The sequence below is a fragment of the Streptomyces changanensis genome (assembly GCF_024600715.1).
Classification (GTDB): domain Bacteria; phylum Actinomycetota; class Actinomycetes; order Streptomycetales; family Streptomycetaceae; genus Streptomyces; species Streptomyces changanensis.
Map to the genome: position 1 here is coordinate 2,092,386 of NZ_CP102332.1, position 24,641 is coordinate 2,117,026.

At 73.8% G+C, this 24,641-nt stretch carries 16 protein-coding genes; 1 reads left to right on the top strand and 15 read right to left on the bottom strand.

The window, feature by feature from the left end:
- Positions 1-16: 16 nt before the first annotated feature.
- From NRO40_RS09360 to wecB, 3 genes are all read right to left on the bottom strand, one after another.
- A complete protein-coding gene (locus NRO40_RS09360) occupies positions 17-595 on the bottom strand; it encodes a hypothetical protein (RefSeq protein ID WP_058943102.1) in 579 nt (192 codons plus the stop codon).
- Positions 596-604: 9 nt separating this feature from the next.
- Positions 605-1,810: a glycosyltransferase gene (locus NRO40_RS09365; RefSeq protein ID WP_232791126.1), complete on the bottom strand. Its 1,206-nt coding sequence runs from the start codon at positions 1,808-1,810 to the stop codon at positions 605-607.
- A 126-nt stretch (positions 1,811-1,936) separates the two neighbouring features.
- Positions 1,937-3,043 (bottom strand): non-hydrolyzing UDP-N-acetylglucosamine 2-epimerase, encoded by a 1,107-nt coding sequence (wecB, locus tag NRO40_RS09370; protein WP_058943104.1) that lies wholly within the window; start codon positions 3,041-3,043, stop codon positions 1,937-1,939.
- A 200-nt stretch (positions 3,044-3,243) separates the two neighbouring features.
- Between wecB and NRO40_RS09375 the strand changes: the two genes are divergently transcribed.
- A complete protein-coding gene (locus tag NRO40_RS09375; RefSeq protein WP_079047202.1) occupies positions 3,244-4,452 on the top strand; it encodes a hypothetical protein in 1,209 nt (402 codons plus the stop codon).
- Between the two features lie 215 nt (positions 4,453-4,667).
- Here NRO40_RS09375 and galE read toward each other — a convergent pair whose 3' ends face one another.
- From galE to mreD, 12 genes are all read right to left on the bottom strand, one after another.
- Positions 4,668-5,636, bottom strand: coding sequence for a UDP-glucose 4-epimerase GalE (galE, locus tag NRO40_RS09380; RefSeq protein ID WP_058943105.1), 969 nt, complete (start codon positions 5,634-5,636; stop codon positions 4,668-4,670).
- An 87-nt stretch (positions 5,637-5,723) separates the two neighbouring features.
- Complete coding sequence (locus tag NRO40_RS09385) at positions 5,724-7,007, bottom strand: nucleotide sugar dehydrogenase (protein ID WP_058943106.1); 1,284 nt, start codon at positions 7,005-7,007, stop codon at positions 5,724-5,726.
- Positions 7,004-8,632 (bottom strand): glycosyltransferase family 2 protein, encoded by a 1,629-nt coding sequence (locus NRO40_RS09390; RefSeq protein WP_058943107.1) that lies wholly within the window; start codon positions 8,630-8,632, stop codon positions 7,004-7,006. Before NRO40_RS09390 ends, NRO40_RS09385 begins: the two co-directional genes overlap by 4 nt.
- A 12-nt stretch (positions 8,633-8,644) precedes the next feature.
- A complete protein-coding gene (locus tag NRO40_RS09395; protein WP_079047203.1) occupies positions 8,645-9,658 on the bottom strand; it encodes a Gfo/Idh/MocA family protein in 1,014 nt (337 codons plus the stop codon).
- Entirely contained in the window at positions 9,655-10,773 is a 1,119-nt protein-coding gene (locus tag NRO40_RS09400) for a DegT/DnrJ/EryC1/StrS family aminotransferase (protein ID WP_058943108.1), read from the bottom strand. Before NRO40_RS09400 ends, NRO40_RS09395 begins: the two co-directional genes overlap by 4 nt.
- Positions 10,774-11,109: 336 nt before the next feature.
- Positions 11,110-15,390, bottom strand: coding sequence for an Rne/Rng family ribonuclease (locus NRO40_RS09405; protein ID WP_257375371.1), 4,281 nt, complete (start codon positions 15,388-15,390; stop codon positions 11,110-11,112).
- 232 nt (positions 15,391-15,622) lie between these two features.
- Positions 15,623-16,405 (bottom strand): TIGR03936 family radical SAM-associated protein, encoded by a 783-nt coding sequence (locus NRO40_RS09410; RefSeq protein ID WP_058945520.1) that lies wholly within the window; start codon positions 16,403-16,405, stop codon positions 15,623-15,625.
- A gap of 419 nt (positions 16,406-16,824) precedes the next feature.
- Entirely contained in the window at positions 16,825-18,747 is a 1,923-nt protein-coding gene (locus tag NRO40_RS09415; protein ID WP_257375372.1) for a TIGR03960 family B12-binding radical SAM protein, read from the bottom strand.
- Positions 18,748-18,807: 60 nt separating this feature from the next.
- A complete protein-coding gene (locus tag NRO40_RS09420; RefSeq protein WP_058945227.1) occupies positions 18,808-20,313 on the bottom strand; it encodes a CYTH and CHAD domain-containing protein in 1,506 nt (501 codons plus the stop codon).
- A gap of 175 nt (positions 20,314-20,488) precedes the next feature.
- Positions 20,489-21,691 (bottom strand): rod shape-determining protein RodA, encoded by a 1,203-nt coding sequence (gene rodA, locus NRO40_RS09425; protein WP_058945220.1) that lies wholly within the window; start codon positions 21,689-21,691, stop codon positions 20,489-20,491.
- Positions 21,692-21,699: 8 nt separating this feature from the next.
- On the bottom strand, positions 21,700-23,889 hold the full coding sequence (mrdA, locus tag NRO40_RS09430) for a penicillin-binding protein 2 (protein WP_058945221.1): 2,190 nt from the start codon (positions 23,887-23,889) through the stop codon (positions 21,700-21,702).
- Positions 23,890-23,956: 67 nt separating this feature from the next.
- Positions 23,957-24,637: a rod shape-determining protein MreD gene (gene mreD / locus NRO40_RS09435; RefSeq protein ID WP_058945222.1), complete on the bottom strand. Its 681-nt coding sequence runs from the start codon at positions 24,635-24,637 to the stop codon at positions 23,957-23,959.
- Positions 24,638-24,641 lie beyond the last annotated feature (4 nt).

Sequence of the window (24,641 nt, forward strand, 5' to 3'; positions counted from 1 at the left end):
GTCTTCCTCGGTTGGGTCAGCGAGCGGCTGAGGTCTGCGGGGCCGTCCGGGCGACGACCGGCGGTACGACGGAATCGACGCTGTAGCACAGGCGCGGGGTTCCCAGGCCCTCGGCGGCCCAGGCGTCCATCATCTCCGCGGCGGTGCGCGTCGACAGGGCGTCGGCGACGACGACGAGGTCGGGGCCGCCCTGCGGGCCGAAGCAGCGGCGGAGGATCATGCGGGCGGCCGCGGTCGGCCAGACCCTGCGGTGCAGCGGCACGAACACGCGGCGGTGCACACGGCCGGCGACCCGCTTCTCGTACGCCGTGAGGGCCTTCCGGGCGCCGGCGCCCAGGGGTCCGCGGCCGACGACGCCGGCGACGCGGCGGGGGCCCTGGTAGAGCACCGCCCGCTCCAGCCGGCGGGGCAGGTGCCTGGCCTCCAGGTCGGCGAGGGTGAGCAGTTCGACTCCGGGGGCGAACACCTCGCTCGCCCAGGGCTGCTTCCGGCCGACCAGGACGACGGCCCGGCCGCCGGCGGCGGCCACCGCGGCGGACTCTTCGACCACGGCCCGCTTGCGCGAGGCGCCGAGGGCCAGGAACAGAACCTGCATGTCACTCCATCACGGGGAGTCGGGGAACCAGAGTCGGTAGTGCGCCTGGGCCACGGCCTCGTAGCCGTAGTCGGCGGCGAGCTTCGCCTGGGCGCGTTCGAGGTCCAGTCCGCCGCCGAGGAAACGGGCGCGCAGGCGCCGGAAGCCCTCGCTGATCGACTCCGCGTTCTCCTCCACGTCGATGAGTTCGCCCGCGGCGTCCTCGATACCGGCGAGGGTCTTCTCGGGGCCGCCGCAGCGGGTGACCAGGAGCGGCATGCCGGCGGCGACGCCCTCGACGATGGTCATGCCGAACGTCTCGTACCGGCTGGGGTGCACCAGCAGGTCGTGGCTCCGCATCAGTCCGAGGGCCTCGTCGTGCGGAATGGAGCCGGGCAGCTTCACCGCGTCGGCGAGCCCGAGTTCGGCGACGCGCTCGGTGAGCGGGCGGCGCAGCTCGCCCTCGCCCACCATCGTGAGCGTGAGCGTCGGGTCCTCGGCGTGGCACTGGGCGAACGCCTCGACGAGCCACCGGCAGCCCTTGCTCTCCAGGATGCCGCCCAGGTAGAGCCAGTTGCGCAGGTCCTTGACCGGCTCGGCGCGCGGGGCGTCGAAGGAGACCGGGTTGGGGATGCGCCCTATCTTGCCGGCGTGCCGGGGGAACTGCCGCGCGACGGCCTCGGTGACGGGGTCGCCGACGACGAGGAAGCCGGCCGCCCGCTCCAGGACCGCGTCGTAGAGCTCGACGGCCTCGGGGTCCTGGAAGACCTTGTCGAGGAACGAGGCGTGCTCGGTCACGAACACCTTGGCGTCGGGGCGGGCGTTCTGCAGCGCCGCCCATCCGCTGGGGAGTCCCACGTGGGCGTGGACGACGGGCGCGTCGATGGGCTTGCCGCCGAGGACCTGGCGCAGGTGCCGCTCGTGGTTGCGGGCCTGCGCGCCGTAGAGCTGGCCGCGCGGTGTCGTGACGGGGAAGTGGACGAGCTCGGCGCCGCCCGCGGTGGGCACGCGGTGCGCGGCGCGGGCCATGAGCTTGGCGTTGGCCTCCTCGACCGCCTTGGTCGTCGCCGCGTCCATCGCGGCGACCCAGGGGTCGCCGTGGTAGACCGTGAGGCTGTCGCAGCCGGGTGCGGTCGCCGCCACCATGTCGTAGACGAAGGAACCCCGGAAAGGCAACTCCCGTGTCGGATACCACGGCGTGACCACGGCTGCATCCCGGGATGCTGCCTGCTTCATGTCGACTTCCTTACGAGATTGCGCGGCGACGCGCCACTTTATCACCGGCCGTGTTCACGGCCGGTGATCCGGACCGGCCCGGACCCGGCCGTGAGGCGGGTCCGGGCGCGGCCTCGCGGGCGGCCGTCAGCCGTCGTTGCGGACGGTGCTCTGCCATTCCTCGAGGATGCGGACGACGTTGTGCGCGGCGCGCCCGTCGCCGTACGGGATGCCCTTGTCGGCGGTGGGGACGGCGCGGGTGACGGTGGCGGCCCACTCGTCGGCGGACATGAGGTGCGGGTCCGGGACGAGGACGTTCCAGCCGGTGTCGACGGTCTCGACCCACTCCGTCTCGGGGCGGATGGTGGTGGTGATGCGCTCCAGCAGGAACGCCTCCTTCTGCAGGCCGCCGGAGTCGGTGACGACGCCGGCCGAGGCCAGGACGGCGGCGACGAGGCCGGCGTACGGCAGCGGGCGGCCGACGTGGACGGAGCCCTTGGCGAGCTCGATGCCGTGCTTCTGCGCGCGGGCGACGAGCCGCGGGTGGGCGAGCAGGGCGACCGGCAGGGGCAGCGCGGCGAGCGCGTCGACGATGGCGGCGAGCCGCTCGGGGTCGTCGGTGTTGTCCGGCCGGTGCAGGGTGGCCAGCAGGAAGGGCTGCGTGGGGTCGATGCCCTCGGGCAGCGCCGGGGCGGCGTGCTCGCCGGCGAGGACGGCGTCGCGGATGCGCAGGCAGATGTCGACCATGACGTCGCCCGCGAGGACCGCGCGGTCCTTCAGGCCCTCGTCGGCGAGGTGGCGCATGGCCTCCTCGGTCGGGGCGAGGAGCACATCGGCGCAGTGGTCGGTGAGGACGCGGTTGTGCTCCTCCGGCATGCGCCGGTTGAAGGAGCGCAGGCCCGCCTCCAGGTGCGCGACGGGCAGGTGCATCTTCACGGCGGAGAGGGCGCCGGCGATGGTGGAGTTGGTGTCGCCGTAGACGAGGACCCAGTCGGGCTTCTCCCGCTCCAGGACCGGGTCGAGCGCGGAGAGCACGGAGCCGGTCTGGACGCCGTGGCTGCCCGAGCCGACGCCGAGGTGGACGTCCGGGTCGGGGATGCCGAGACCCTGGAAGAAGACGTCCGAGAGGTCGGCGTCGTAGTGCTGCCCGGTGTGCACAATGAAGTGCTCGTGCTCCGTCCCTGCGAACGCGGCCGCGATGGGCGCGAGCTTCACCAGTTGGGGACGGGCGCCGACGATGCTGATGACTTTCACTGCGCACTCTTCTTCTGGGTCAGGCCGATGAGGGGCACGGCCATGGTATGCCCGCGGCCGGCGTGCTCGGTGCCCACCCCGTCCGCCGTGACCGGTCCGGCCGGAATGCGAGATGCTAGGGTCGCGCGCGCCTGAGAAGAGGATCACTCACTCGCGGTACGGGTACGCGGTACGGGTACAGGGAAAGGTCGGCGTCAGCCATGGCGGTCTTGTTCGTACGGAAAGCCAGAAAGCGGGCCGGCGAGTCCGCCCCAGCCGAGGAGGCGCCGCAGGCGGTCCTCGACCCGTCGGTGCCGGCGGCCACCGGCTGGCTGGTGCGCGGCAAGGACGGCCGGCTGACGGCGTACGCCCCGGGTGACGGCGGTGTGCTGCGCTGGACGGAGACCCGGCCGGGCGGCCCCCACTGGACGGGGCCCGAGCTGATCCCGGCACCGGGGCTGCTGCCGTACGTGGCGGTCGCCCAGGGCGCCGACGGCTACGTCCACCTGGTGGGCCTGCGGCGGGCGCCGCTGCCGGACGGGCGGACGGGCACCGAGGTCGTGTACGCCCTGCAGTACCAGTCGGGTCGGCCGGTGCGGGACTGGCGGCCGCTCGGGTCCCCCTATCCGGCGGACCCCTCGCTCGCCGCGCAGATGGGCCACCCGTCCGCCGTGGTCGACACCGACGGGTCGCTCAACGTCTTCGTCCGCAACGCCGGCGGCGGGGTCTGCGCCCGCAGCCAGGCGAAGACCGGCGCCTGGAACGCCTGGGTGGACCTCAAGGGCGCGGACGTGCGGGGCACGGTGTCGGCGGCGCTCGCCGGGGACGGCCGGGTGGAGGTCCTGGCGGCGGCGTCGGACCGGCTGCTGCGCTGGGAGCGGGAGAAGCCGGGCGTGCGGTTCGAGCGGGCGCCGGACGTGTCCCTGCGGGCGGCGCCCTCCTCGGCGGCCGCGGCCGTCACGGGCGGGGACGGCGGGCTGAGCCACTTCTGGCACGACGCCGACGACCGTACGGTACGGGCCTGGCGCCCGCCGGCGGAGGCCGTCGCGGGGTCCGAGGGGCCTGAGGACGCGCGGGAGGCGGACCCGGTGGCCGCCGCCGGAGGGGCCGCGCGGCTCGGGGACGGGACGGGCACGGGCCCGGTGGCCGTGCTGCGGACGGTCGTCGACGGCCACGACTGCACGGTGGTGGCGCACCGCGACGAGGCGACGGGACGGTCGGCGCTGGCCGCGTACCCGACGGAGGACGAGGGTGCCGGCGCCAGTTGGACGCTCACCGGCGGTCCCTGCCTGGGGGCGCCCGCGCTGGCGCTGGACGGCGCGGGGCGCGTGGTGATGGCCGTGATCGGTACGGACGGCGCGCTGTGGGTGGCCCGGCAGAAGGACGAGTCGGGGCTCGCGCTCGGCGCCTGGGTCCGCGCCTCGGCCTGAGCCGTTCCGGCACGGCTCTCCGACGGGCGCCGTGCCGGTCCGGTCCGGGGCGCGGCGCCGGGCCGGTCGGCGGGCGGGGCGCCGGGCCGGGCCGACCGGGTCGCGTCCGGTCGGGTCAGGCGTACGTGCCGATCCGGCCCCGGGAAGGCCGGCGGCCGATCAGGCCCCGTCCGGTGCGGACGCCCGATCAGGCCCCGTCCGGGGTGGACGCCCGGTCAGGCCGGGTGGCGCAGGCGCCAGCCCGCCCAGGCCGACGCGACCATCTCGCGCACGCCGTACCGGGCCGTCCACCCCAGCTCCGCGCGGACCAGGTCGGACGAGGCGACGACGCGGGCGGGGTCGCCCGGCCGGCGGGGGGCGACCTCCGGGGTGGCCGGCAGTCCGGTCACCTCCCCGATGACGTCGATCATCTCGGTGACCGAGACGCCCTCGCCACGGCCCACGTTGAGGACGAGCGAGGCCCCCGGGTCGGCGGCGAGCCGCCGCGCGGCGGCGAGGTGGGCGGAGGCGATGTCCTCGATGTGGATGTAGTCGCGCACGCACGTGCCGTCGGGCGTGGCGTAGTCGTCGCCGAAGACCAGCGGCGCCCGGCCGGCGGTGAGCCGCTCGAAGACCATGGGCACGAGGTTGTGCGCGCCGTCGTCGGCGAGTTCGGGGGCGGCGGCGCCGGCCACGTTGAAGTAGCGCAGCGCGGCGGTCGCCATGCCGTGGGTCCGGCCGACCGCGCCGACCATCCACTCCCCCGCGAGCTTGGTCTCGCCGTACGGGTTGATGGGCCGGCAGGGGGTCTCCTCGGTGACGAGGTCGACGTCGGGCGTCCCGTACACGGCGGCCGACGAGGAGAACAGGAACCTGCCGACGCCGGCCGCGACGGCGGCGTCGAGCAGGACGCGCAGGCCCTCGACGTTCTGCCGGTAGTAGAAGAGCGGCCGGGCGACGGACTCGGCGACCTGCTTCTTCGCCGCGACGTGCACGATCCCGGTGACGGCGTGCTCGCGCAGGACCCGGTCGAGGAAGTCCCGGTCGAGGACCGTGCCGGTCTCCAGCGGAACCCCGGCGGGCAGCCGGTCGGCGCGCCCGGAGCTCAGGTCGTCGACGACGACGACGCCTTCGCCGGCCCCGGCCATCGCCCGCACCACGTGCGAGCCGATGAATCCGGCACCTCCGGTGATCATCCAGGTCATCGTGGAACCTCCTACGAGAAACGACCCTGCCCCGCCTGGCGGGGCGGGACAGGGCCTGGCGACCTCGGTCGCCGCGGGACCGGGCCGTCAGCCGCCGATGACGACGCGGCGGACACCCTCCCAGCGGGCCGGGTCGGTGGTGCGCCGGCCGTCGACCAGGACCTTCACGTCCGGCAGGTCGGAGGCGGCCAGCTCGCGGTACTCGGCGTGGTCGGCCTGGAGGATCGCCGCGGTGACCTTCTCCCCCTTGTGGGGGGTCAGGCCGTGGGCGGCGAGCTCCTCGTCCGTGTACATCGGGTCGGAGACGTACGCGACGGCGCCGCGCGCCGTGAGGGCCTCGACGGTCGGGAAGACGCCGGAGAAGGCGGTCTCCTTCACGCCGCCGCGGTAGGCGGCGCCCAGCACGAGCACGGGGACGTCCTTCAGGTCGCCGTAGGCGGCGGCCAGCAGGTCGACGGCGTACTCCGGCATCGCGGCGTTCGCCTCGCGGGCGGAGCGGACGACGGTCGCCTCCGGGTCGTTCCACAGGTACATCCGCGGGTAGATCGGGATGCAGTGGCCGCCGACGGCGATGCCGGGCTGGTGGATGTGGCTGTAGGGCTGGGAGTTGCAGGCCTCGATGACCTTCTTGACGTCGATGTCGTTCTTGTCGGCGAACCGGGCGAACTGGTTCGCCAGGCCGATGTTGACGTCGCGGTAGGTGGTCTCGGCGAGCTTGGCCAGCTCGGACGCCTCGGCGGTGCCGAGGTCCCACACGCCGTTCGGCTGCGGCAGGTCGGCGCGCTCGTCGAAGTCGAGGACCTGCTCGTAGAACTCGACGCCGCGGCGGCCGGACGCCTCGTCGATGCCGCCGACGAGCTTGGGGTAGCGGCGCAGGTCGGCGAAGACGCGGCCGGTGAGGACCCGCTCCGGGGAGAAGACGAGGTGGAAGTCCTCGCCCGCGGTGAGGCCGGAGCCCTCCTCCAGCATCGGCGCCCAGCGGGTGCGGGTGGTGCCGACCGGCAGGGTCGTCTCGTACGAGACGAGGGTGCCCGGCTTGAGGCCCTTGGCGATGGCCTTGGTGGCGGAGTCCATCCAGCCGAAGTCGGGGGTGCCCTCGGCGTCCACGAACAGCGGGACGACCACGACGACGGCCTCGGACTGCGCGACCGCGGCGGCGGTGTCGGTGGTGGCGGTGAGCAGCCCGGCGTCGACGGCCTTCTTCAGCTTGACGTCCAGGTCGTGCTCGCCGGGGAAGGGCTCGGTGCCGGCGTTGACCAGCTCCACGACCTTCTCGTTGACGTCGGCGCCGATGACCTTGTGGCCCTTGTCGGCGAACTGCACGGCGAGCGGCAGACCGATCTTGCCGAGCGCGACTACACAGATGTTCATCGGGTCAGTTTCCTCTTCACACGGGACAGGACGCGGCGCAGTCGCAGGCCGGCGCCGGGCGAGGGCTCCCAGAGCGGAGCCGTGGTGATGACCAGCCGCCCCTTGGCGTTGGCGGTGGCGGAGACGCGGTACGGGACCTTCTCGCGCCAGCGCCGGGCCAGGGGCAGCGGCACCCCCTGGGTCTTCACGGGGATCTCGTACGTCGAGCCTGCCACATCCAGGTAGGCGCGGACGCCGAGCTTGGCGCGGGCCGGCTGGAGGGGGATGCGGGCGAGCAGGTGGGTGCCGGTGCCGTCGGGGGCCGGCTCCTGGCTCGACTCGCCCTTGCGGGCGGGGAGTTCGACGCCGACGGGGACGCGCCGACCGCCGGGCTTGTCGGTGCTCTTCGGCAGGGCCTTGGCGGCCAGGCGGACGGAGGCGGTGTCGGTCTCGCCGGTGACGGGCACCCGGACGGCGAGGGAGACGGCGAGGTCGTCGCCGCTCTGCTCCCAGGCGGCGGAGACCAGGCGGGTGCCGTCGGCGAGCTGCCGGGGCACCGCCTCACCGATCACCTCGAAGAGCCGGTCGGGCAGCCCGAGGGCCGGGTCGCGGAAGCCGGGGTAGCGGACGTAGGCGCGGCCGTCCTCCAGCAGGAGCGGCGGGGCGCCGTGCGCCGCCTCGTCCTCGATGGCGCGGACGAGGTGGTCGAGGGCGCCGCGCTGGGCGAGGGCGATCCGCACCCGCCGCTTGACGTCCATGGAGTCGCGGAGCGCCTCCGTGAAGTACGCGTCGGCCAGTTCGGCGATGCCGGCGCACACCTCGGTGCGCGTGGCCGCGTCGAGGGACGGGAAGTCGTCCTGGATCAGCTTGGCGAGCTCCCAGGTGAAGTGGCGCACGAAGACCGCGTCCCGCTGCGGCCCGGCCTCGATCAGCCCGGCCGCGTGCTCCATGATCCGTGCGGTGCAGCGCAGCCGCGACAGGTGGTCGGCGCGGTAGGTGATGTTGGACGAGTCGCCGCGCTTCACCGCGTAGTAGCAGGTGTAGTCGGCGAGGACGGACACCTTCCGGGCGCGGACGCACGCCTCTATGGTGAACGGCTGGTCGGAGCCGACCGGCAGGTCCTCGGGGAAGCGCAGCTTGTGCTGCTCGACGAGGTCGCGCCGGAACAGCTTGGTATTGGCCAGCGTGAACGGCAGCGCCGAGTCGTACAGGCTGACGTCGGGGTCGTTGCGCTGGAAGAGCGCCTGGTGGACGTAGCGGCCGTTGGTGCCGACCATCTTGCCGACGACGACGTCGGAGTCGTGCCGGTCGGCGTAGTCGACCATGCGTTCCAGGGCCTCGCGGCCGAGGTGGTCGTCGGAACCGATGAAGTAGACGTACCGGCCGGTGGCCACCTCCAGGGCCCGGTTGCTGGGAGCGGCCGGGCCACCGGAGTTGGCCTGGTGGATGACCTTCACGACGCCGGGGTACCGCTCCGCGAAGCGGTCGAGTTCCCGGCCGCTGTCGTCGGTCGAGCCGTCGTCGACGGCCACGACCTCCAGGCGGTCCCTGCCGATGCTCTGCTTGACGAGCGAGTTCAGGCACTCCGTCAGGTAGGGCATGGTGTTGTAGACCGCCACGACGACGGTGACATCAGGTCTGGTCAAGGGAGACTACCCCTACCCCTTTGCGGAGCCGTTGAGACGGACGGTGTCGCCGGTGGCGGCCGACTCCAGGACGGCCGCGGCGACCTCCACGGTACGCAGGCCCTGGCGGAGCGTGCAGATGTCGTCGGACTTGCCGAGGACGGCGTCGCGGAACAGCTCGTGCTCGACGAGGAGCGGCTCGCGCTTCGGGATGGCGTACCGGACCATGTCGCCCTCGGCGACGCCGCGGAAGGCGCGCAGGGCCTCCCACTCGGTGGCGACGGCGGCGTTGGAGTAGAAGGTCAGGTCGGCGGTGAGGGTGTCGGCGATGAAGCAGCCGCGCTCGCCGGTGACCGAGGTGAAGCGCTCCTTGAGCGGGCTCAGCCAGTTGACGAGGTGGTTGACCATCGTGCCGTCGGAGAGCTGGCCGACGGCGGAGACCATGTCCTCGTGCGGGCGGCCCGACTTGGAGACGGTGCGCGCGGCGATCGACGTGTACGTCTGGCCGGTGACCCAGCCGGTGAGGTCGATGTCGTGCGTCGCGAGGTCCTTGACGACGCCGACGTCCGCGATGCGGTGCGGGAAGGGGCCCTGGCGGCGGGTGACGACCTGGAAGACGTCGCCCAGCTCGCCGGCCTCCAGGCGGGCGCGCAGGGAGCGCAGGGCGGGGTTGCACCGCTCGATGTGGCCGACGCCGGCCACCAGGTCGCGCGACTCGAACGCCTCGACGAGGCGGCGGGCGCCGTCGACGGTGTCCGCGACGGGCTTCTCGACGAGCGCGCACACGCCGGCCTCGGCCAGCTTCAGCCCGACCTCCTCGTGGAGGGCGGTCGGGCAGGCGACGACGGCGTAGTCGACGCCGAGCGCGAGCAGTTCCTCGACGGTGGCGAGGACGGGGGCGCCCTGCGCCCAGCCGTTCCTGTCGCCCATCGGGTCGACGACGCCGACGAGCTCCACGCCCTCCAGGCCGGCGAGCACGCGGGCGTGGTGGCGGCCCATGGAGCCGAGGCCGACGAGGCCGGCCCGGAGCGTTCCGGTGGCGGTCACAGCTCCTCCCCCAGGGCGTTGACGGCGGTGACGATCCGCTCGAGGTCGTCCTGGGTGAGGGACGGGTGGACGGGGAGGGAGACGACCTCGGCCGCCGCCTTCTCCGTCTCCGGCAGGTCCCAGTCGCGGCCGGCCTTCTGGTCCGGCTCCCAGTACGGCTTGAGGCGGTGGATCGGCGTCGGGTAGTACACGGCGTTGCCGATGCCCGCCTCGGTCAGCTTCGCCATGGCGGCGTCGCGGTCTCCGCGGACGCGGATCGTGTACTGGTGGAAGATGTGGCGCGCGCCCTCGGCGACCACGGGGGTCACCACGCCGGGCGCGGTGATGTGCTCGGTGAGGTACGCGGCGTTGGCGATGCGCTGCTCGGTCCAGCCGTGCAGCTTGGCCAGCTGGACACGGCCGACCGCGGCGGCGACGTCGGTCATGCGCATGTTGGCGCCGACGATCTCGTTGGCGTACCGCTGCTCCATGCCCTGGTTGCGCAGGAGGCGCAGGGTGCGGGCGACCTCGGCGTCGCCGACCGAGACCATGCCGCCCTCCAGGGAGTGCATGTTCTTGGTCGGGTAGAAGCTGAAGGTGCCACCGGCGCCGAAGGCGCCCACGGGGGTGCCGTGGAGGGCCGCGGCGTGGGCCTGGCAGGCGTCCTCGACGACGGCCAGCTTGTGCTTGTCGGCGACGGCCATGATCTTGTCCATCGCGGCCGGGTGGCCGTACAGGTGCACCGGCATGATCGCGACCGTGCGCGGGGTGATGGCGGCCTCGACGGCGGCCGGGTCGAGGCAGAACGAGTCCGGCTCGATGTCGGCGAAGACGGCGTCGGCCCCGACGAGGCGGACCGCGTTCGCGGACGCGGCGAAGGAGAACGACGGCACGATGACCTCGTCACCCGGGCCGATGTTCAGGGCCATCAGAAGGAGGTGCAGCGCCGAGGTGCCCGAGTTGACGGCGACGCAGTGGCGGCCGTCGACCAGCTCCGCGAAGCTCTCCTCGAAGGCGGCCACCTCTGGGCCCTGCACGACGCGGCCGCTGCGCAGTACGCGTACGGCTGCCTCGATCTCCTCTTCACCGATGACCGGGCGGGCAGCGGGGATGGGCTGCTCGTTGACGCTCGGCATGGACGTCCTCCTTGAACACCGCAAGAGCTCTTCGTGGCAGAGGTCCGGGGTGTGCGTACGTCTCGTCGAGAGCGCGCGCTAGCCCCTCCGGCGCGATGCCGACGCCCTACCGATGACGGCCGGGACGGGTCCGGCCCGGAACCGAGTCCACACCTCCCGCGCGCTCCGGTGGGGACCGGCGGACGGCGTCGACCGGCGTCACATTATCAGGAATGACTCTGCCAATTTCCGGGCGCTTAACGGCCTGAAGCATCGATTCCGAAACGAAAGCGGTGCCCCGCCCCGCACGAATGCGGGGCGGGGCACTGATCATTTCAGCCGGTCTTCACCGGGTGTTCAGTCCTCCGTGACCGCCGTCACGGTGGCCGGGGCCGTCTTCTCGGCGGCCACGGTCTTCTTGGCCGTCTTGGCCGTCTTGGCGGTCTTGGCGGTCTTCGACGCCGACTTGGTGGCCGTGGCCTTCTTGGCGGTCGTCTTCTTGGCGGTCGTCTTCTTCGCCGCCGTCTTCTTGGCGGCGGTCTTCTTCGCCGTCGCCTTCTTGGCGGTCTTCCGCGCCGGGGCCGCGTCGTCCGCTGCCTCGTCCCCACTGCCCTCGGGGGCCTCGGGGGCCTCGGGGGCCTCGGCGGGCGCCTGGGCGGCGGTGGCCGGGGCGGCCACGACGACGATCGCGGCCTCCTGCGCCCCTGCCGGGGAGCCGGCGGGGGACGTCACCTTACGGACCACCCGGCGGCGCGGGCGGGGCGGCGCGGCCTCGGTGGCCGGCTCGCCCGGCGCCGGGGGCTCCTCCGCGGCGGCCGGCGCGGCCGGCGCCTCGGGAGCGGCGGGCTCGGCCGCCACGACCACGGAGACGGCCTCGGCGGCCTTGGGCGCACCGGCCGGAGCCGACGCCCGACGGGTCGCCCGGCGACGGGTACGGCCCTGCGGCGCGGCCTCCTCGACCGGCTCCGCGGCGACCGGCGCCTCGACGGTCTCGACCTGCGGCTCCTCGACCCGCGCGGGCTCGGCCTGCGGCTCCTCGGCCACCGGCTCCGGCACCACGACCGGGTCGGCCACCGGCACCACCGGCGTCTCCACGACGGCCTCGGCCTCGGGGGCCTTCGGCGCACCGGCCGGAGCCGACGCCCGGCGCGAGGCCCGGCGGCGCGAACGGCCACGGGTCGCGGCGGCCTCGGCCTCGGCGGCGCTGGAGTACAGCTCCTCGTCCGGGGCGAAGGCCGGCTCGGGCTCGGCGACCGGGGCGGGCGCGGAGTCCGGGACCTCGTCGACGGTCGTCTCGTCGTAGTCGACCGCCTCGACGTGCTCGTGCGGCTGCTCGGCACCGCCGCGACCGCGCTTGCGGGCGCGCTTGCCGCCGCCACCGCCCCCGCCGCCCGTGCCGGTCGGCTGCTCCATGTGGACGATGACGCCGCGGCCGTTGCAGTGGACGCACGTCTCGGAGAACGACTCCAGCAGGCCCTGACCGACCCGCTTGCGGGTCATCTGGACCAGGCCCAGCGACGTGACCTCGGCCACCTGGTGCTTGGTGCGGTCGCGGCCCAGGCACTCCAGCAGCCGCCGCAGCACGAGGTCGCGGTTGGACTCCAGCACCATGTCGATGAAGTCGATGACGACGATGCCGCCCAGGTCGCGCAGGCGCAGCTGGCGGACGATCTCCTCGGCCGCCTCCAGGTTGTTCCTGGTGACGGTCTCCTCGAGGTTGCCGCCCTGGCCGGTGAACTTCCCGGTGTTGACGTCGACCACGATCATGGCCTCGGTCTTGTCGATCACCAGCGAACCGCCGGACGGCAGCCAGACCTTGCGGTCCAGCGCCTTCATGAGCTGCTCGTCGATCCGGTACGACGCGAAGACGTCGACCTCGGAGGTCCAGCGCTGGAGCCGGTCGGCGAGGTCGGGGGCGACGTGCGAGACGTACCCGTGGATGGTCTCCCACGCGTCGTCGCCGCTGACGATGACCTTCGAGAAGTCCTCGTTGAAGATGTCGCGGACGACCCGGACGGTCATGTCCGGCTCACCGTAGAGGAGGGTCGGGGCGTTGCCGCTCTTCGCCTTCTCCTGGATCTCCTCCCACTGCGCCTGGAGCCGCTCGACGTCGCGGCGCAGCTCGTCCTCGCTGGCGCCCTCGGCCGCGGTGCGGACGATGACGCCGGCGTCCTCGGGGACGATCTTCTTGAGGATGGTCTTCAGCCGGGCGCGCTCGGTGTCGGGCAGCTTGCGGCTGATGCCGGTCATCGAGCCCTCGGGCACGTAGACCAGGTAGCGGCCGGGCAGGGAGACCTGGCTGGTGAGGCGGGCGCCCTTGTGGCCGATGGGGTCCTTCGTCACCTGGACGAGGACGGGCTGGCCGGACTTGAGGGCGGCCTCGATGCGGCGCGGCCCGTTGGCCATGCCGAGCGCCTCGAAGTTGACCTCGCCGGCGTACAGGACGGCGTTGCGGCCCTTGCCGATGTCGACGAACGCGGCCTCCATGGACGGCAGGACGTTCTGGACCTTGCCCAGGTAGACGTTGCCGACGTACGAGGTGGCCTGCTCCTTGTTGACGTAGTGCTCGACGAGCACGTTGTCCTCGAGGACGCCGATCTGCGTGCGGTCGCCGTTCTGGCGGACGACCATGACGCGCTCGACGGCCTCGCGGCGGGCGAGGAACTCGGCCTCCGTGATGATCGGCACGCGGCGGCGGCCCTGCTCGCGGCCCTCGCGGCGGCGCTGCTTCTTCGCCTCCAGGCGCGTGGAGCCCTTGATGGACTGCACCTCGTCCGCGCCCGTGCCGGGCTCGGCCTTCTCGCGGGCGGGGCGCGGCTCGCGGACCTTGACGACCGTGCGGACGCCGTCGTCCTCGGCGGCCGGCTCGGCGTCGCCGGACGGCTCACCGCTGCGGCGGCGCCGGCGGCGCCGGCGGCGCGAGCTGCTGGTGCCGGCGGCGGACGGGGTGGCGTCGCCGGCCTCGTCCTCGTCGTCCTCGGGCTCGTCGTCGGTGTCCGCGTCGTGCTCCGCGTCGGCGGTGCCGCCGTGCGGGGCGTCCGTGTCGTGCTCGTCGGTGTCGTGCTCGTCGGCGTCGGCCGACTCGCCGCGGCGGCGACGGCGGCCACCGCGCCGGCGGCGGCGCGAGGGGCGCTCGTCGAACTCGTCGTGCTCGTCGTGCTCGTCGGCGTCGGCCGGCTCGGCCTCCTCCTCGGCGACGGCCTCGGCGGGCGCGGCGGGCTCCGCGGCGGGGGCCGCGGGCTCGGCCGGGGCGGCCTCAGCCGGACGGGTGGTGGTCTCGGCGGCCTCGGCGCGACGGCGGCGGCGACGGCGGCCACCGGTCTCGGGCCGCTCGGCGGGCGTCTCGACGACCGCCTCGGCGGGCGCGGGGGTCTCGACGGTCTCGTCCGTCTCCTCGTCCACCTCCGTGGCCTGCGCGGCCTCGGCGGCGGCCGCCGCGGCGGCGGTCTCGGGGGTCTGGAACATGGGCTCGGCGAAGACCGGGGCCCGGAACACCGGCACGGCGGGCCGCGCGGCACGGCGGCCACGGGCGGTGTCGGGCTTCTGCGCGGCCTCGGCGGTGAACTGCGGGGAGGTCGCGCGGCGGCGGGTGCGGCCACGGGAGGCGGCCTGCTCGGCGGCGACGACGGCACCGGAGTCGGAGGTGATCTGCGCGACCGTGTCGGCCGGGAGGGTCTCGCCGCTCTCGGCGCCCGCCCCGTTCTCCTGGGCGGCGGCCGGCTCCGGCTGGGGCGCGGGCGCGGTGGCCTTGCGGGTGGCGCGGCGACGGGTACGGGCCGGGGCCGCCTCCTCGGCGGCCGGGACCGGGGCGGCCTGCTCGGCCGGGACCTGCTCGGCGGTGACCTGCTCGGCCTGCGCCTCGGGGGCGGTCTGCGCGCTCCCGGTGGACGCGGGCGCCCCGGCGGGGGCGGTGGCCTTGCGGGTGGCGCGGCGACGCGGACGGGCCGGGGCGGCCTCCTCGACGGCCTGAGCGGTCTCCTCGGCGGCCGGAGCGGCCGGAGTCCCGGGCGCGGCGGCCTCGGCGCTCCGCGGGGCCTCCACGGCCTCGGGAACCTCGACCGGGGCCGGGGCGGTGGCCTTGCGGGTGGCGCGGCGGCGCGGACGGGCCGGAGCGGCCTCCTCGACGGCCGGAGCGGCCGGGGCCTCGACGGCCGGGGCCTCGGCGGAGGGCGCCTCGGGGGTCTCCACGGCCTGGGCGGGAGCCTCGGCGGCGGGCGCGGTGGCCTTGCGGGTGGCACGGCGGCGCGGACGGGCCGGAGCGGCCTCCTCGACGGCCGGCGCGGCCGGAGCCTGGTCGGCCGGGGCCTCGGGCGCGGCGGCCTCGGCGCTCCGCGGGGCCTCCACGACCTCGGGGGCCTCGGCGGCGGGCGCGGTGGCCTTGCGGGTGGCGCGGCGACGCGGACGGGCCGGAGCGGCGTCCGCGGTCGCGTCCGCCGGGGCTGCCTGCCCGGGCGTGTCGGCGGCCTCCGGCGCGGCCGGGGCGGCGGCCGGGGTCTCCGCGGCCGTCCCCCCGCCTGCCGGCGGGCCCGCGGGGCGGGACGCGGCGCGGCGCCGGCGGCGCGGCGGCAGCGTGTCGCCGGGGCCGTTGGTGTCGTTCTCGGTGGTACCGGCGGTGCCGGTCTCGTTCGCTTCGAGCATGCGGGCGGTTCTCCCGTCACGCTCCCGGGCGCCGCGTCTGAGTCCGGTCCGGCCGCGGCACGCGCGATGCGCGGTGGCCGCCGTCCGGGGCGCGGGCGCCGCACGGGAGCTGATGTCTGGCTCGCCGGTTCCGTACGCCTTGTGCGGACGGCCTGGCGAAAGTCTCCTGTGTCTGTACGCGGCCCGACCCAGGTGGCTCCCGAGTGCCAGGGCTGCGCTTCGACGACAGCTCCTACGCGGAACCTGCACCTTCCGGCGCCGTCGCGACGGCGGGTCCGGCGGCCTTGGGTGGGGCGGCCGTGACTGCCTCGCGGTCGGGCGCGAGCGGGTCGGTCACCGTTCCGGACTCCTCGTCGAAGAGCCCCTGCGCCAGCCTGGTCACCGCTGCGGGGACCGGCGGCGCCAGGTCGGCCACAGCTCGGAGACCGGACAGGACGTCGTCGGGTCGGACGGCAGGTGTCACGTGCCGAACAACCAGCCGCAGTATCGCACAGGGGCCGTCCGCCGGCCTATCACCGGCCGCGGGAACGGTCTCGAGTCCCGCCACGGCGGCACGCGCGTCGAAGCTGCGCAGGCCGTTCTTCGTCCTGCGCTGGACCTCGACGGCGTCGGCCGCGAGGAACGCGGCGACGGCCCGTTCGGCGTCCGCGGGCTCGACCCCGTCGAGCCGCAGCTCCCACACGGAGGCGGTGAGCCGGTCGGCGAGGCCGGAGGTGCGGGCCTCGACGGCGTCGATGACGTCGAGCCCGTCGGGCAGCGACGCGTCGAGCAGTTCCCGCAGGGTGGCGGGGTCGCGGGGCGCGGTGAGCGCGATCTCCAGGTACTCGGCCTCGGAGCCGGTACCGGTCGGGGCGGCGTTCGCGTAGGACACCTTGGGGTGGGGCGTGAAGCCGGCCGAGTACGCCATGGGCACCTCGGCGCGGCGCAGGGCGCGCTCGAAGGCGCGCTGGAAGTCACGGTGGCTGGTGAACCGGAGGCGGCCGCGCTTGGTGTAGCGCAGTCGGATGCGCTGCACCGCCGGTGCGGGCGGCGGGCCTTCGGGCTGTCGCTTGCCCAGTGGTTCTTCTCCTCGGTGCGGGGCGGGCGCGGTGGCGCGCCGCCCACGAAATTCGGGCGGCCCCTGGGGGTCCCGCCCGGCTCACCCCCGCTGTCGCGGGGAGATCTCGGGTGCGGGCGCCACGCCAGGTGCGGTCGTTGTCCTACCCAGGGTACGCGCCGTGACTCCCACGAGTTCTCCAGGTCGTGCCGCCGGGGCCCCGCCGGCCCGCCCGCCGCCGCCGTCCGCGGCCCCTCACGGCGACGGCCCGGCCCGGGGGTCCTCCCCCGGGCCGGGCCGTCACGCGGGCATCCCGCGCCGGGGCGTCATGGCGCCACGACGTCAGCCGTCACGGCATCACACGACGTCCCGACGTCACGACGCCGGTCGTCCCGCGGTCACTTCACGACGGACAGCGGCAGCAGCTTCTTGCCGGTGGGGCCGATCTGGATGTGCGTGTCCATCTGCGGGCAGACGCCGCAGTCGAAGCACGGGGTCCAGCGGCAGTCCTCGACCTCGGTCTCGTCGAGGGCGTCCTGCCAGTCCTCCCAGAGCCAGTCCTTGTCGAGACCGGAGTCCAGGTGGTCCCAGGGCAAGACCTCCTCGTACGTGCGCTCACGCGTCGTGTACCAGTCGACGTCCACGCCGTAGGCGGGGAGCGTCTTCTCGGCGCACTGCATCCAGCGGTCGTAGCTGAAGTGCTCGCGCCAGCCGTCGAAGCGGCCGCCGTCCTCGTACACGGCGCGGATGACGGAGCCGATGCGGCGGTCGCCGCGCGAGAGGAGGCCCTCGACGATGCCCGGCTTGCCGTCGTGGTAGCGGAAGCCGATGGAGCGGCCGTACTTCTTGTCGCCGCGGATCTTGTCGCGGAGCTTCTCCAGGCGGGCGTCGGTCTCCTCGGCGGAGAGCTGCGGCGCCCACTGGAAGGGCGTGTGCGGCTTGGGCACGAACCCGCCGATGGAGACCGTGCAGCGGATGTCGTTGGCGCCGGAGACCTCGCGGCCCTTCTGGATGACGTTCATCGCCATGTCGGCGATCTGCAGGACGTCGTCGTCGGTCTCCGTGGGCAGGCCGCACATGAAGTACAGCTTCACCTGGCGCCAGCCGTTGCCGTAGGCGGTGGCGACCGTGCGGATCAGGTCCTCCTCCGAGACCATCTTGTTGATGACCTTGCGCATGCGCTCGGAGCCGCCCTCGGGGGCGAAGGTGAGGCCGGAGCGACGGCCGTTGCGGGTCAGCTCGTTGGCCAGGTCGACGTTGAACGCGTCGACGCGGGTGGAGGGCAGCGACAGGCCGACCTTGTCGTCCTCGTACCGGTCCGCGAGGCCCTTGGCGATGTCACCGATCTCGGAGTGGTCCGCGGAGGACAGCGACAGCAGGCCGACCTCCTCGAAGCCGGTCGCCTTGAGACCCTTCTCGACCATCTCGCCGATGCCGGTGATACTTCGCTCCCGCACGGGGCGCGTGATCATGCCGGCCTGGCAGAAGCGGCAGCCGCGGGTGCAGCCGCGGAAGATCTCCACGGACATCCGCTCGTGGACGGTCTCGGCGAGCGGGACGAGCGGCTGCTTGGGGTAGGGCCACTCGTCGAGGTCCATGACGGTGTGCTTGGACACGCGCCACGGCACGCCGGAGCGGTTGGGGACGACGCGGCCGATGCGGCCGTCCGGCAGGTACTCGACGTCGTAGAACGCCGGGATGTACACGGAGCCGGTCTTCGCCAGCCGGAGGAGGACCTCCTCGCGGCCGCCGGGGCGGCCCTCCGCCTTCCAGGCGCGGATGATGTCGGTCATGTCGAGGACGGCCTGCTCGCCGTCGCCGATGATCGCCGCGTCGATGAAGTCGGCGATCGGCTCGGGGTTGAAGGCGGCGTGGCCGCCCGCGAGCACGATCGGGTCGTCGAGCGTGCGGTCCTTCGCCTCCAGCGGGATCCCCGCGAGGTCGAGCGCCGTGAGCATGTTGGTGTAGCCGAGCTCGGTGGAGAAGCTCAGGCCGAAGACGTCGAAGGAGCCCACCGGCCGGTGGCTGTCCACGGTGAACTGGGGTACGCCGTGCTCGCGCATCAGCGCCTCGAGGTCGGGCCACACGCTGTAGGTGCGCTCGGCGAGGACGCCCTCGCGCTCGTTGAGTACCTCGTAGAGGATCATGACGCCCTGGTTGGGCAGCCCGACCTCGTAGGCGTCCGGGTACATGAGCGCCCACCGCACGTCGCAGCTGTCCCACTCCTTGACGGTGGAGTTCAACTCACCGCCGACGTACTGAATGGGCTTCTGCACGTGCGGGAGCAGAGCTTCGAGCTGGGGGAAGACCGACTCGGACATCAGAGACCTTCATGAGCGGGCAGGGGGGCGACTCTCAAGCGTACCCCGGCCCGCCGGCGGTCAGAGCCGCCGAGGTTTCCCCGCCGTGACCTTCGCCCACACCTCCGGCAGCCGTCGCTCGCAGTCGTCCGCCCGGGCCGCCTCCCGGCCGTGGAGCAGGCCCCAGGTGAAGGCCGTCTCCCCGGACGCGTGGGCCTGGATCGCCAGGTCGCGCAGGGCTTCGCGGGCGACGACGCTGTCCTGGTGCTCGCCGAGGACCTTCTGCACGGCCTTCACGCCCTTGGTGAACCGCTTGCCGCGCTTCCCGAGCACGGGCGCGGCGGCCTCGGCGGCGTACCGGACGCGTTTGGCGGCCTTGCGGGCCTCGTGCAGGGCGACGTCCCGGTCCTGGCCCGGCGGCAGGGCGAGCGCGCGGTCGACGCGGGCGGCCAGCCGGTCGTACTCGCGGAGGACCGCCGCGGGCAGCGCCTCGTCGGCGGCGCCCGCCGCGGCCGGCCGCAGCGGCGGGTCGGCGAGGAGGGCGTCGAGGGCGTCGAGGAGGGCGGTGTACCGCTCGCCGTCGAGGACGGCGAGGGTGCGGGCCCGGACCCGGACGCGACCGGCGGCGGACCAGGCGCGCAGCCGGGCGCGGACCGGTCCGAGGAGCAGCGTGACGGGGAGGGCGTCGACGTGGGAGGTGAGCCGTTCGGTGAGGACCTCCTGGTCGCGGTCGGCGCCGAGTTCACCGGCGAGCCACTTCAGCTCGGCGGCGACCGGGTCGGTCGCGGAGCGGTCCAGGAACTTGCGGTAGGTGCGGAAGGCGCTGCGCAGACGGCGGGTGGCGACGCGCATCTGGTGGACGGAGTCGGGCAGGTCCCGGCGTACCGCGGCGTCGTGGGCGGCGAGCAGGTCGGCCTGTTCGCGCAGGTGGGCGAGGAGGTGGCCGCCGGCGGTGCCGTCGGGCTCCGGGGCGCGGGGCGGTCGCCGTCCGGTGTGGTCGAGTGCCTTGGCGAGCTTGGACGACGCGCGGGAGGGCGCCAGCCCCTTCTTGCGCAGTCGCTTGTCGACGGCGTCGAGGACGGCGGGGTCGGCGCCGTCGGCGAGCTCCACCTCGATCTCGGTCCACTCGACCGTGCCGCCGTCGCCGCCGGTGAGGCGCTCGGCGCGGACGGTGTCGGTGCTCGCCTCTGCGAGCAGGTCGCCCCGGTCGTCGACGAGGTGGCGCACGTCCCGGTGGGAGCGGAGCCGTACGAGCGGGACGAGCGCGGCCCCGCGGGTGCGGGCCCGTACGAGGTCGGCGAGGTCGCGCGGGACGTCGTCCGCCAGCGGGGCGTGCACCTCGTCGCGGACGCCGGGGGCGACCGGCAGCTTCAGGTGCCATCCGGCGTCGGCGCCGCCGGTGCGGCGGCGCAGGGTGACGGAGGCCGCGGCGAGGCGCAGGTCGGGGGTGTCGTAGTAGACGGCGTCCAGCTCGGCGACGCCCCGGTCGAGGACGGCCGCGACCCCCCGCACCGCGGTGAGGTCCGGCAGCCGCGTGCCGGGTTCGGCTTCGTACTTCCGCTCGATCTCGCGCTTCGTATCCGCCACCATGTCCTTCCAGGTGCCCCGGAACGGCCCGGCCATGCGGTCCCGGGCGGCGGCACGGCACGCACCGGGCGGAGGCTCGCCCCGCGCCGGGGCGGCGGCACGGCGCACGCCGGGCGCCGCGGGACCCGACCGGATCGGCGGGACGCCCCCCAGGGCCTGATCCGGAGGACAGGCCCTAGGCGGCCAGTGGTCGCTGCACCCGGATGGACTGGAGCAGCCCGACCGCCACCCAGACGGCGAACATCGACGAGCCGCCGTACGACACGAACGGCAGCGGCAGGCCCGCGACCGGCATGATGCCGAGGGTCATGCCGATGTTCTCGAAGGACTGGAACGCGAACCAGGCGATGATGCCGGCGGCGACGATCGTCCCGTACAGCTCGGTCGTCTCGCGGGCGATGCGGCAGGCCCGCCACAGGACCACGCCGAGCAGGGCGATGATCACGCCGGCGCCGAGGAAGCCGAGCTCCTCGCCGGCGACGGTGAAGATGAAGTCGGTCTGCTGCTCGGGGACGAACTGGCCGGTCGTCTGGTGGCCGTTGAAGAGGCCGGCGCCGTACAGGCCGCCGGAGCCGATGGCGATGCGGGCCTGGTTGGTGTTGTAGCCGACGCCGGCCGGGTCGAGCTCGGGGTTGGCGAACGCGGCGAAGCGGTTGAGCTGGTACTCGTCGAGGACGCCGAGCGCGGCGACGAGCACGGCACCGGCCACCCCGGCACCGATCAGGCCGAGGATCCAGCGGTTGGAGGCGCCGGAGGCGAGGAGCACGCCGAGGACGATCACCACCATCACCATGACGGAGCCGAGGTCCGGCATCAGCATCACGATGGCCATGGGGAGGACGGCGACGAGCAGGGACTTGGCGACGGTGCGGTGGTCGGGGTGGAGCTGGTCCCCGGCGTCGACGCGGGCCGCGAGGAGCATCGCCATGCCGAGGATGATCGTCACCTTGACGAACTCGGAGGGCTGGAGGGAGAAGCCCCCGCCGAGCACGATCCAGGCGTGGGCGCCGTTGATGGTCGCGCCGAGCGGGGTGAGGACGAGCAGCACCAGCACCACGGAGATGCCGTACAGGAACGGGACGGCGCCGCGCAGGGTGCGGTGGCCGAGCCAGACCGTCCCGACCATGAGGGCGAAGCCGATGCTGGTGTTGAGCAGGTGCTTGAAGAGGAACGAGTACGGGTCGCCCTGGTTGAGTTCGGTGCGGTTGCGGGTGGCGGACCACACGAGCAGCGCGCCGATCAGGGACAGGGCGAGCGAGGAGAAGAGCAGCGGCCAGTCGAGCCGGCGCACGAGGGAGTCGCGGGCGGTGAGCCGGGCCCACAGCCCGCCGCGCTCGGGTGCGTAGCGGGGGACGGAGAAGGTGCTGGTTCCGGGCATGGTGGCGCTCAGTCCCTCCAGACCGGTGGGCCGGCGAGGCCCGGTTGTCCGTCGCCCGTGCCCTGGCCGTCCTTGGGCTTCTGCGCTTCGGGGTCGTACGGCTTGACGGTGGGGGCCTCGATGGAGCCGTCCGGCTGGATCTTCGGCAGGGTCTTCTGCGGCGTGGGCAGCAGGGCGCGCTTGAGGTCCTGGTTGCCCGCGTCGTCGAGGCCGTAGAGGGCGTCGTAGATGTTGCGGACGGCGGGGCCGGAGGCGCCGGAGCCGGTACCGCCCTGGGAGATCGTCATGACGATGGTGAACTCGTCGGTGTAGGTGGCGAACCAGGACGTCGTCTGCTTGCCGTAGACCTGGGCGGTGCCGGTCTTCGCCCGCATGGGGATCTTGTCCTGGGGCCAGCCCTCGAACCGCCAGGCGGCGGTGCCGCCGGGCTCGACGACGGAGCGCAGGCCCTTGTCGAGGTCGCTGACGGTCTGGGCGTCGACGGGCAGCCGGCCGCGGCGCTTGGGCGTGATCTCCTCGATCCTCTTGCCGTCGGGGCTGATCACGGCCTTGCCGATGGTGGGTTCGAAGAGGGTGCCGCCGTTGCTGATGGCGGCGTAGGCGGTGGCCATCTGGATGGGGGTGACGAGGACGTCGCCCTGGCCGATGGCGTAGTTGATGCTGTCGAACGCCTTCAGCTGGTTGCCTTCCAGGCAGCTCTCGTAGGCGATCTGCTCGACGTAGCTGCCGCCCTTCTTGCCCTGCCGGCACCAGGCGTCCTTGTTGGCCTGCCAGAACCGCTGCTTCCACTGGCGGTCGGGGATACGGCCGGTGACCTCGTTGGGCAGGTCGATGCCAGTCTCGGCGCCGAGCCCGAAGTCGTGGGCGGTCCGGTAGAACCAGTCGTGGGCGTCCTTCTTCGGCTTCAGGCCGCCGTCCTTCTGCCATTCCTTGTGCCCGAGGGCGTAGAAGACGGTGTTGCAGGAGAACTTGAGGGCGTCGCCGAGGGAGATGGGGCCGTGCCCCTTGGACTCGAAGTTGGCGAAGCTGCGGCCGCCGAGGCTGTAGGAGCTGCTGCAGTTGTAGCGGCCGTCGAAGGGGTAGCCGGCCCGCACGGCGGCGCTCGCCGAGATCACCTTGAAGATCGAGCCGGCCGGTGCCTGGCCCTGGATGGCCCGGTTGAGCAGCGGGTAGTTGGAGTTCTTGCCGGTGAGCTTCGCGTACTCCTTGCCGGAGATGCCCCCGACCCAGGCGTTGGGGTCGTAGTCGGGCTGGGACGCCATGGCGACGACCCGGCCGGTCTTGGACTCCATGACGACGACGGCGCCCGCGTCGGCCTTGTACGGGCGGCCGGTGATGCGGTCGGTCTCCTTGCGGACGGTCTGCATCGCCTGGTGGAGCTCGTACTCGGCGACCGCCTGGACCCGGGCGTCGATGCTCGTGACGACGGTGGAGCCGGGCCGGCCCGGGTCGCTCTCCGCCTCTCCGAGGACCCGGCCGAGGTTGTCGACCTCGTACCGGGTGACACCGGCCTTGCCGCGCAGCGCCTTGTCGTACGTGCGCTCCAGTCCGGAACGGCCCACCTGGTCGGAGCGGAGGAACGGCGAGTCGCTGTCCTTGGCCTCCTCGATCTCCGCGTCGGTGACGGGCGAGAGGTAGCCGAGGACCTGCGAGGTGCGGGCCTTGCCGGGGGCCGGGTAACGGCGTACGGCGGTGGGTTCCGCGGTGATGCCGGGGAAGTCCTCGGCGCGTTCGCGGATCTGGAGGGCCTGCTGGGTGGTGGCCGAGTCGGTGACGGGGATGGGCTGGAAGGGCGAGCCGTTCCAGCACGGCTGGGGGGTCTCGGAGTCGCAGAGGCGGATCTTGTCCATGACCTCCTTGGGCTTCATGCCCAGGACGCCCGCGAGCCGGGTGAGGACGGCCCTGCCGTCGTCCTTCATCTTCATCAGCTCGGTGCGGGACGCGGAGACCACGAGGCGGGTCTCGTTGTCGGCGAGGGGCACGCCGCGGGCGTCGAGGATGGAGCCGCGGACGGCGGGCTGGACGACCTGCTGGACGTGGTTGTTGCGTGCCTCGTCGGTGTACTCCTTGCCCTGCCGGATCTGGAGGTACCAGAGCCGGCCGAGGAGGGTGAGGAGGAGGGAGAAGACGAGGACCTGGATGACGACGAGGCGGATCTGGACGCGCGGGGTGCGGCCCGTCTCCGGGATGTTGCTCATGACTCCCTCCCCTGGGTGTGTCGACGCGCACGGGTCACCGGTGTCGCCCGGACCGCTCCGGTCGGCCTCACAGGCGCTTGACCCCCTTGATGCGGGCCGCGCGGGCCGCCCTGCTGCGGGCGGCCCTGGTCCGCAGTCCGCCGCGCAGTCCGCCGCCGCGCCGGTCGCCGACGCGCAGCCCCGTGCCGGAGGCGATCCAGCCGGAGGTGACGTCACCGGCGGTGGTGGTCGACTCGGCGAGCGGGTCGTTGTCGGCCCGCCGGGCGAGCGCCATGATCCACGGCACGGTGAACGGGGCGAGCAGCAGGTCGTAGACGACGGCCGTGAGGATGAGCGAGACGAGACCGACGTGGCGCGCCCCGGTGTCCCCGACGAGCGCGCCGACGCCCGCGTACAGCAGCGTCGAGCCGACCGCGGCGGCGACGACCATGACCATGGGGCCGGCGGCGGACCGTGGCTGGCCGTTCTCGGGCTTGGTGAGGCCGGCGACGTAGCCGATGACGCAGAGCACGAGGGCGTAGCGGCCGACGGCGTGGTCGGCGGGCGGGGCCAGGTCGGCGAGGAGGCCGGCGCCGAAGCCGATGAGCGCGCCGCTCACGTGCCCGTACACGAGGGACAGGGCGAGGACGGTCAGCAGGACCAGGTCGGGTACGGCGCCGGGCAGCTGGAGGCGGGCGAGGACGGAGACCTGGACGACGAGGGCGACGATGACGAGGGTGGTGGAGAGCAGGATCCGGTTGAAGCGCATGGGA

Bases quoted from the DNA above. Each gene is read 5' to 3' on its own strand.
- NRO40_RS09415 (WP_257375372.1), bottom strand. From the start codon at position 18,747: ATGTCCGAGTCGGTCTTCCCCCAGCTCGAAGCTCTGCTCCCGCACGTG.
- NRO40_RS09365 (WP_232791126.1), bottom strand. From the start codon at position 1,810: ATGAAGCAGGCAGCATCCCGGGATGCAGCCGTGGTCACGCCGTGGTAT.
- NRO40_RS09385 (WP_058943106.1), bottom strand. From the start codon at position 7,007: ATGAACATCTGTGTAGTCGCGCTCGGCAAGATCGGTCTGCCGCTCGCC.
- mrdA (WP_058945221.1), bottom strand. From the start codon at position 23,889: ATGAGCAACATCCCGGAGACGGGCCGCACCCCGCGCGTCCAGATCCGC.
- galE (WP_058943105.1), bottom strand. From the start codon at position 5,636: ATGACCTGGATGATCACCGGAGGTGCCGGATTCATCGGCTCGCACGTG.
- NRO40_RS09375 (WP_079047202.1), top strand. From the start codon at position 3,244: ATGGCGGTCTTGTTCGTACGGAAAGCCAGAAAGCGGGCCGGCGAGTCC.
- mreD (WP_058945222.1), bottom strand. From the start codon at position 24,637: ATGCGCTTCAACCGGATCCTGCTCTCCACCACCCTCGTCATCGTCGCC.
- rodA (WP_058945220.1), bottom strand. From the start codon at position 21,691: ATGCCCGGAACCAGCACCTTCTCCGTCCCCCGCTACGCACCCGAGCGC.
- NRO40_RS09400 (WP_058943108.1), bottom strand. From the start codon at position 10,773: ATGCCGAGCGTCAACGAGCAGCCCATCCCCGCTGCCCGCCCGGTCATC.
- NRO40_RS09405 (WP_257375371.1), bottom strand. From the start codon at position 15,390: ATGCTCGAAGCGAACGAGACCGGCACCGCCGGTACCACCGAGAACGAC.
- NRO40_RS09360 (WP_058943102.1), bottom strand. From the start codon at position 595: ATGCAGGTTCTGTTCCTGGCCCTCGGCGCCTCGCGCAAGCGGGCCGTG.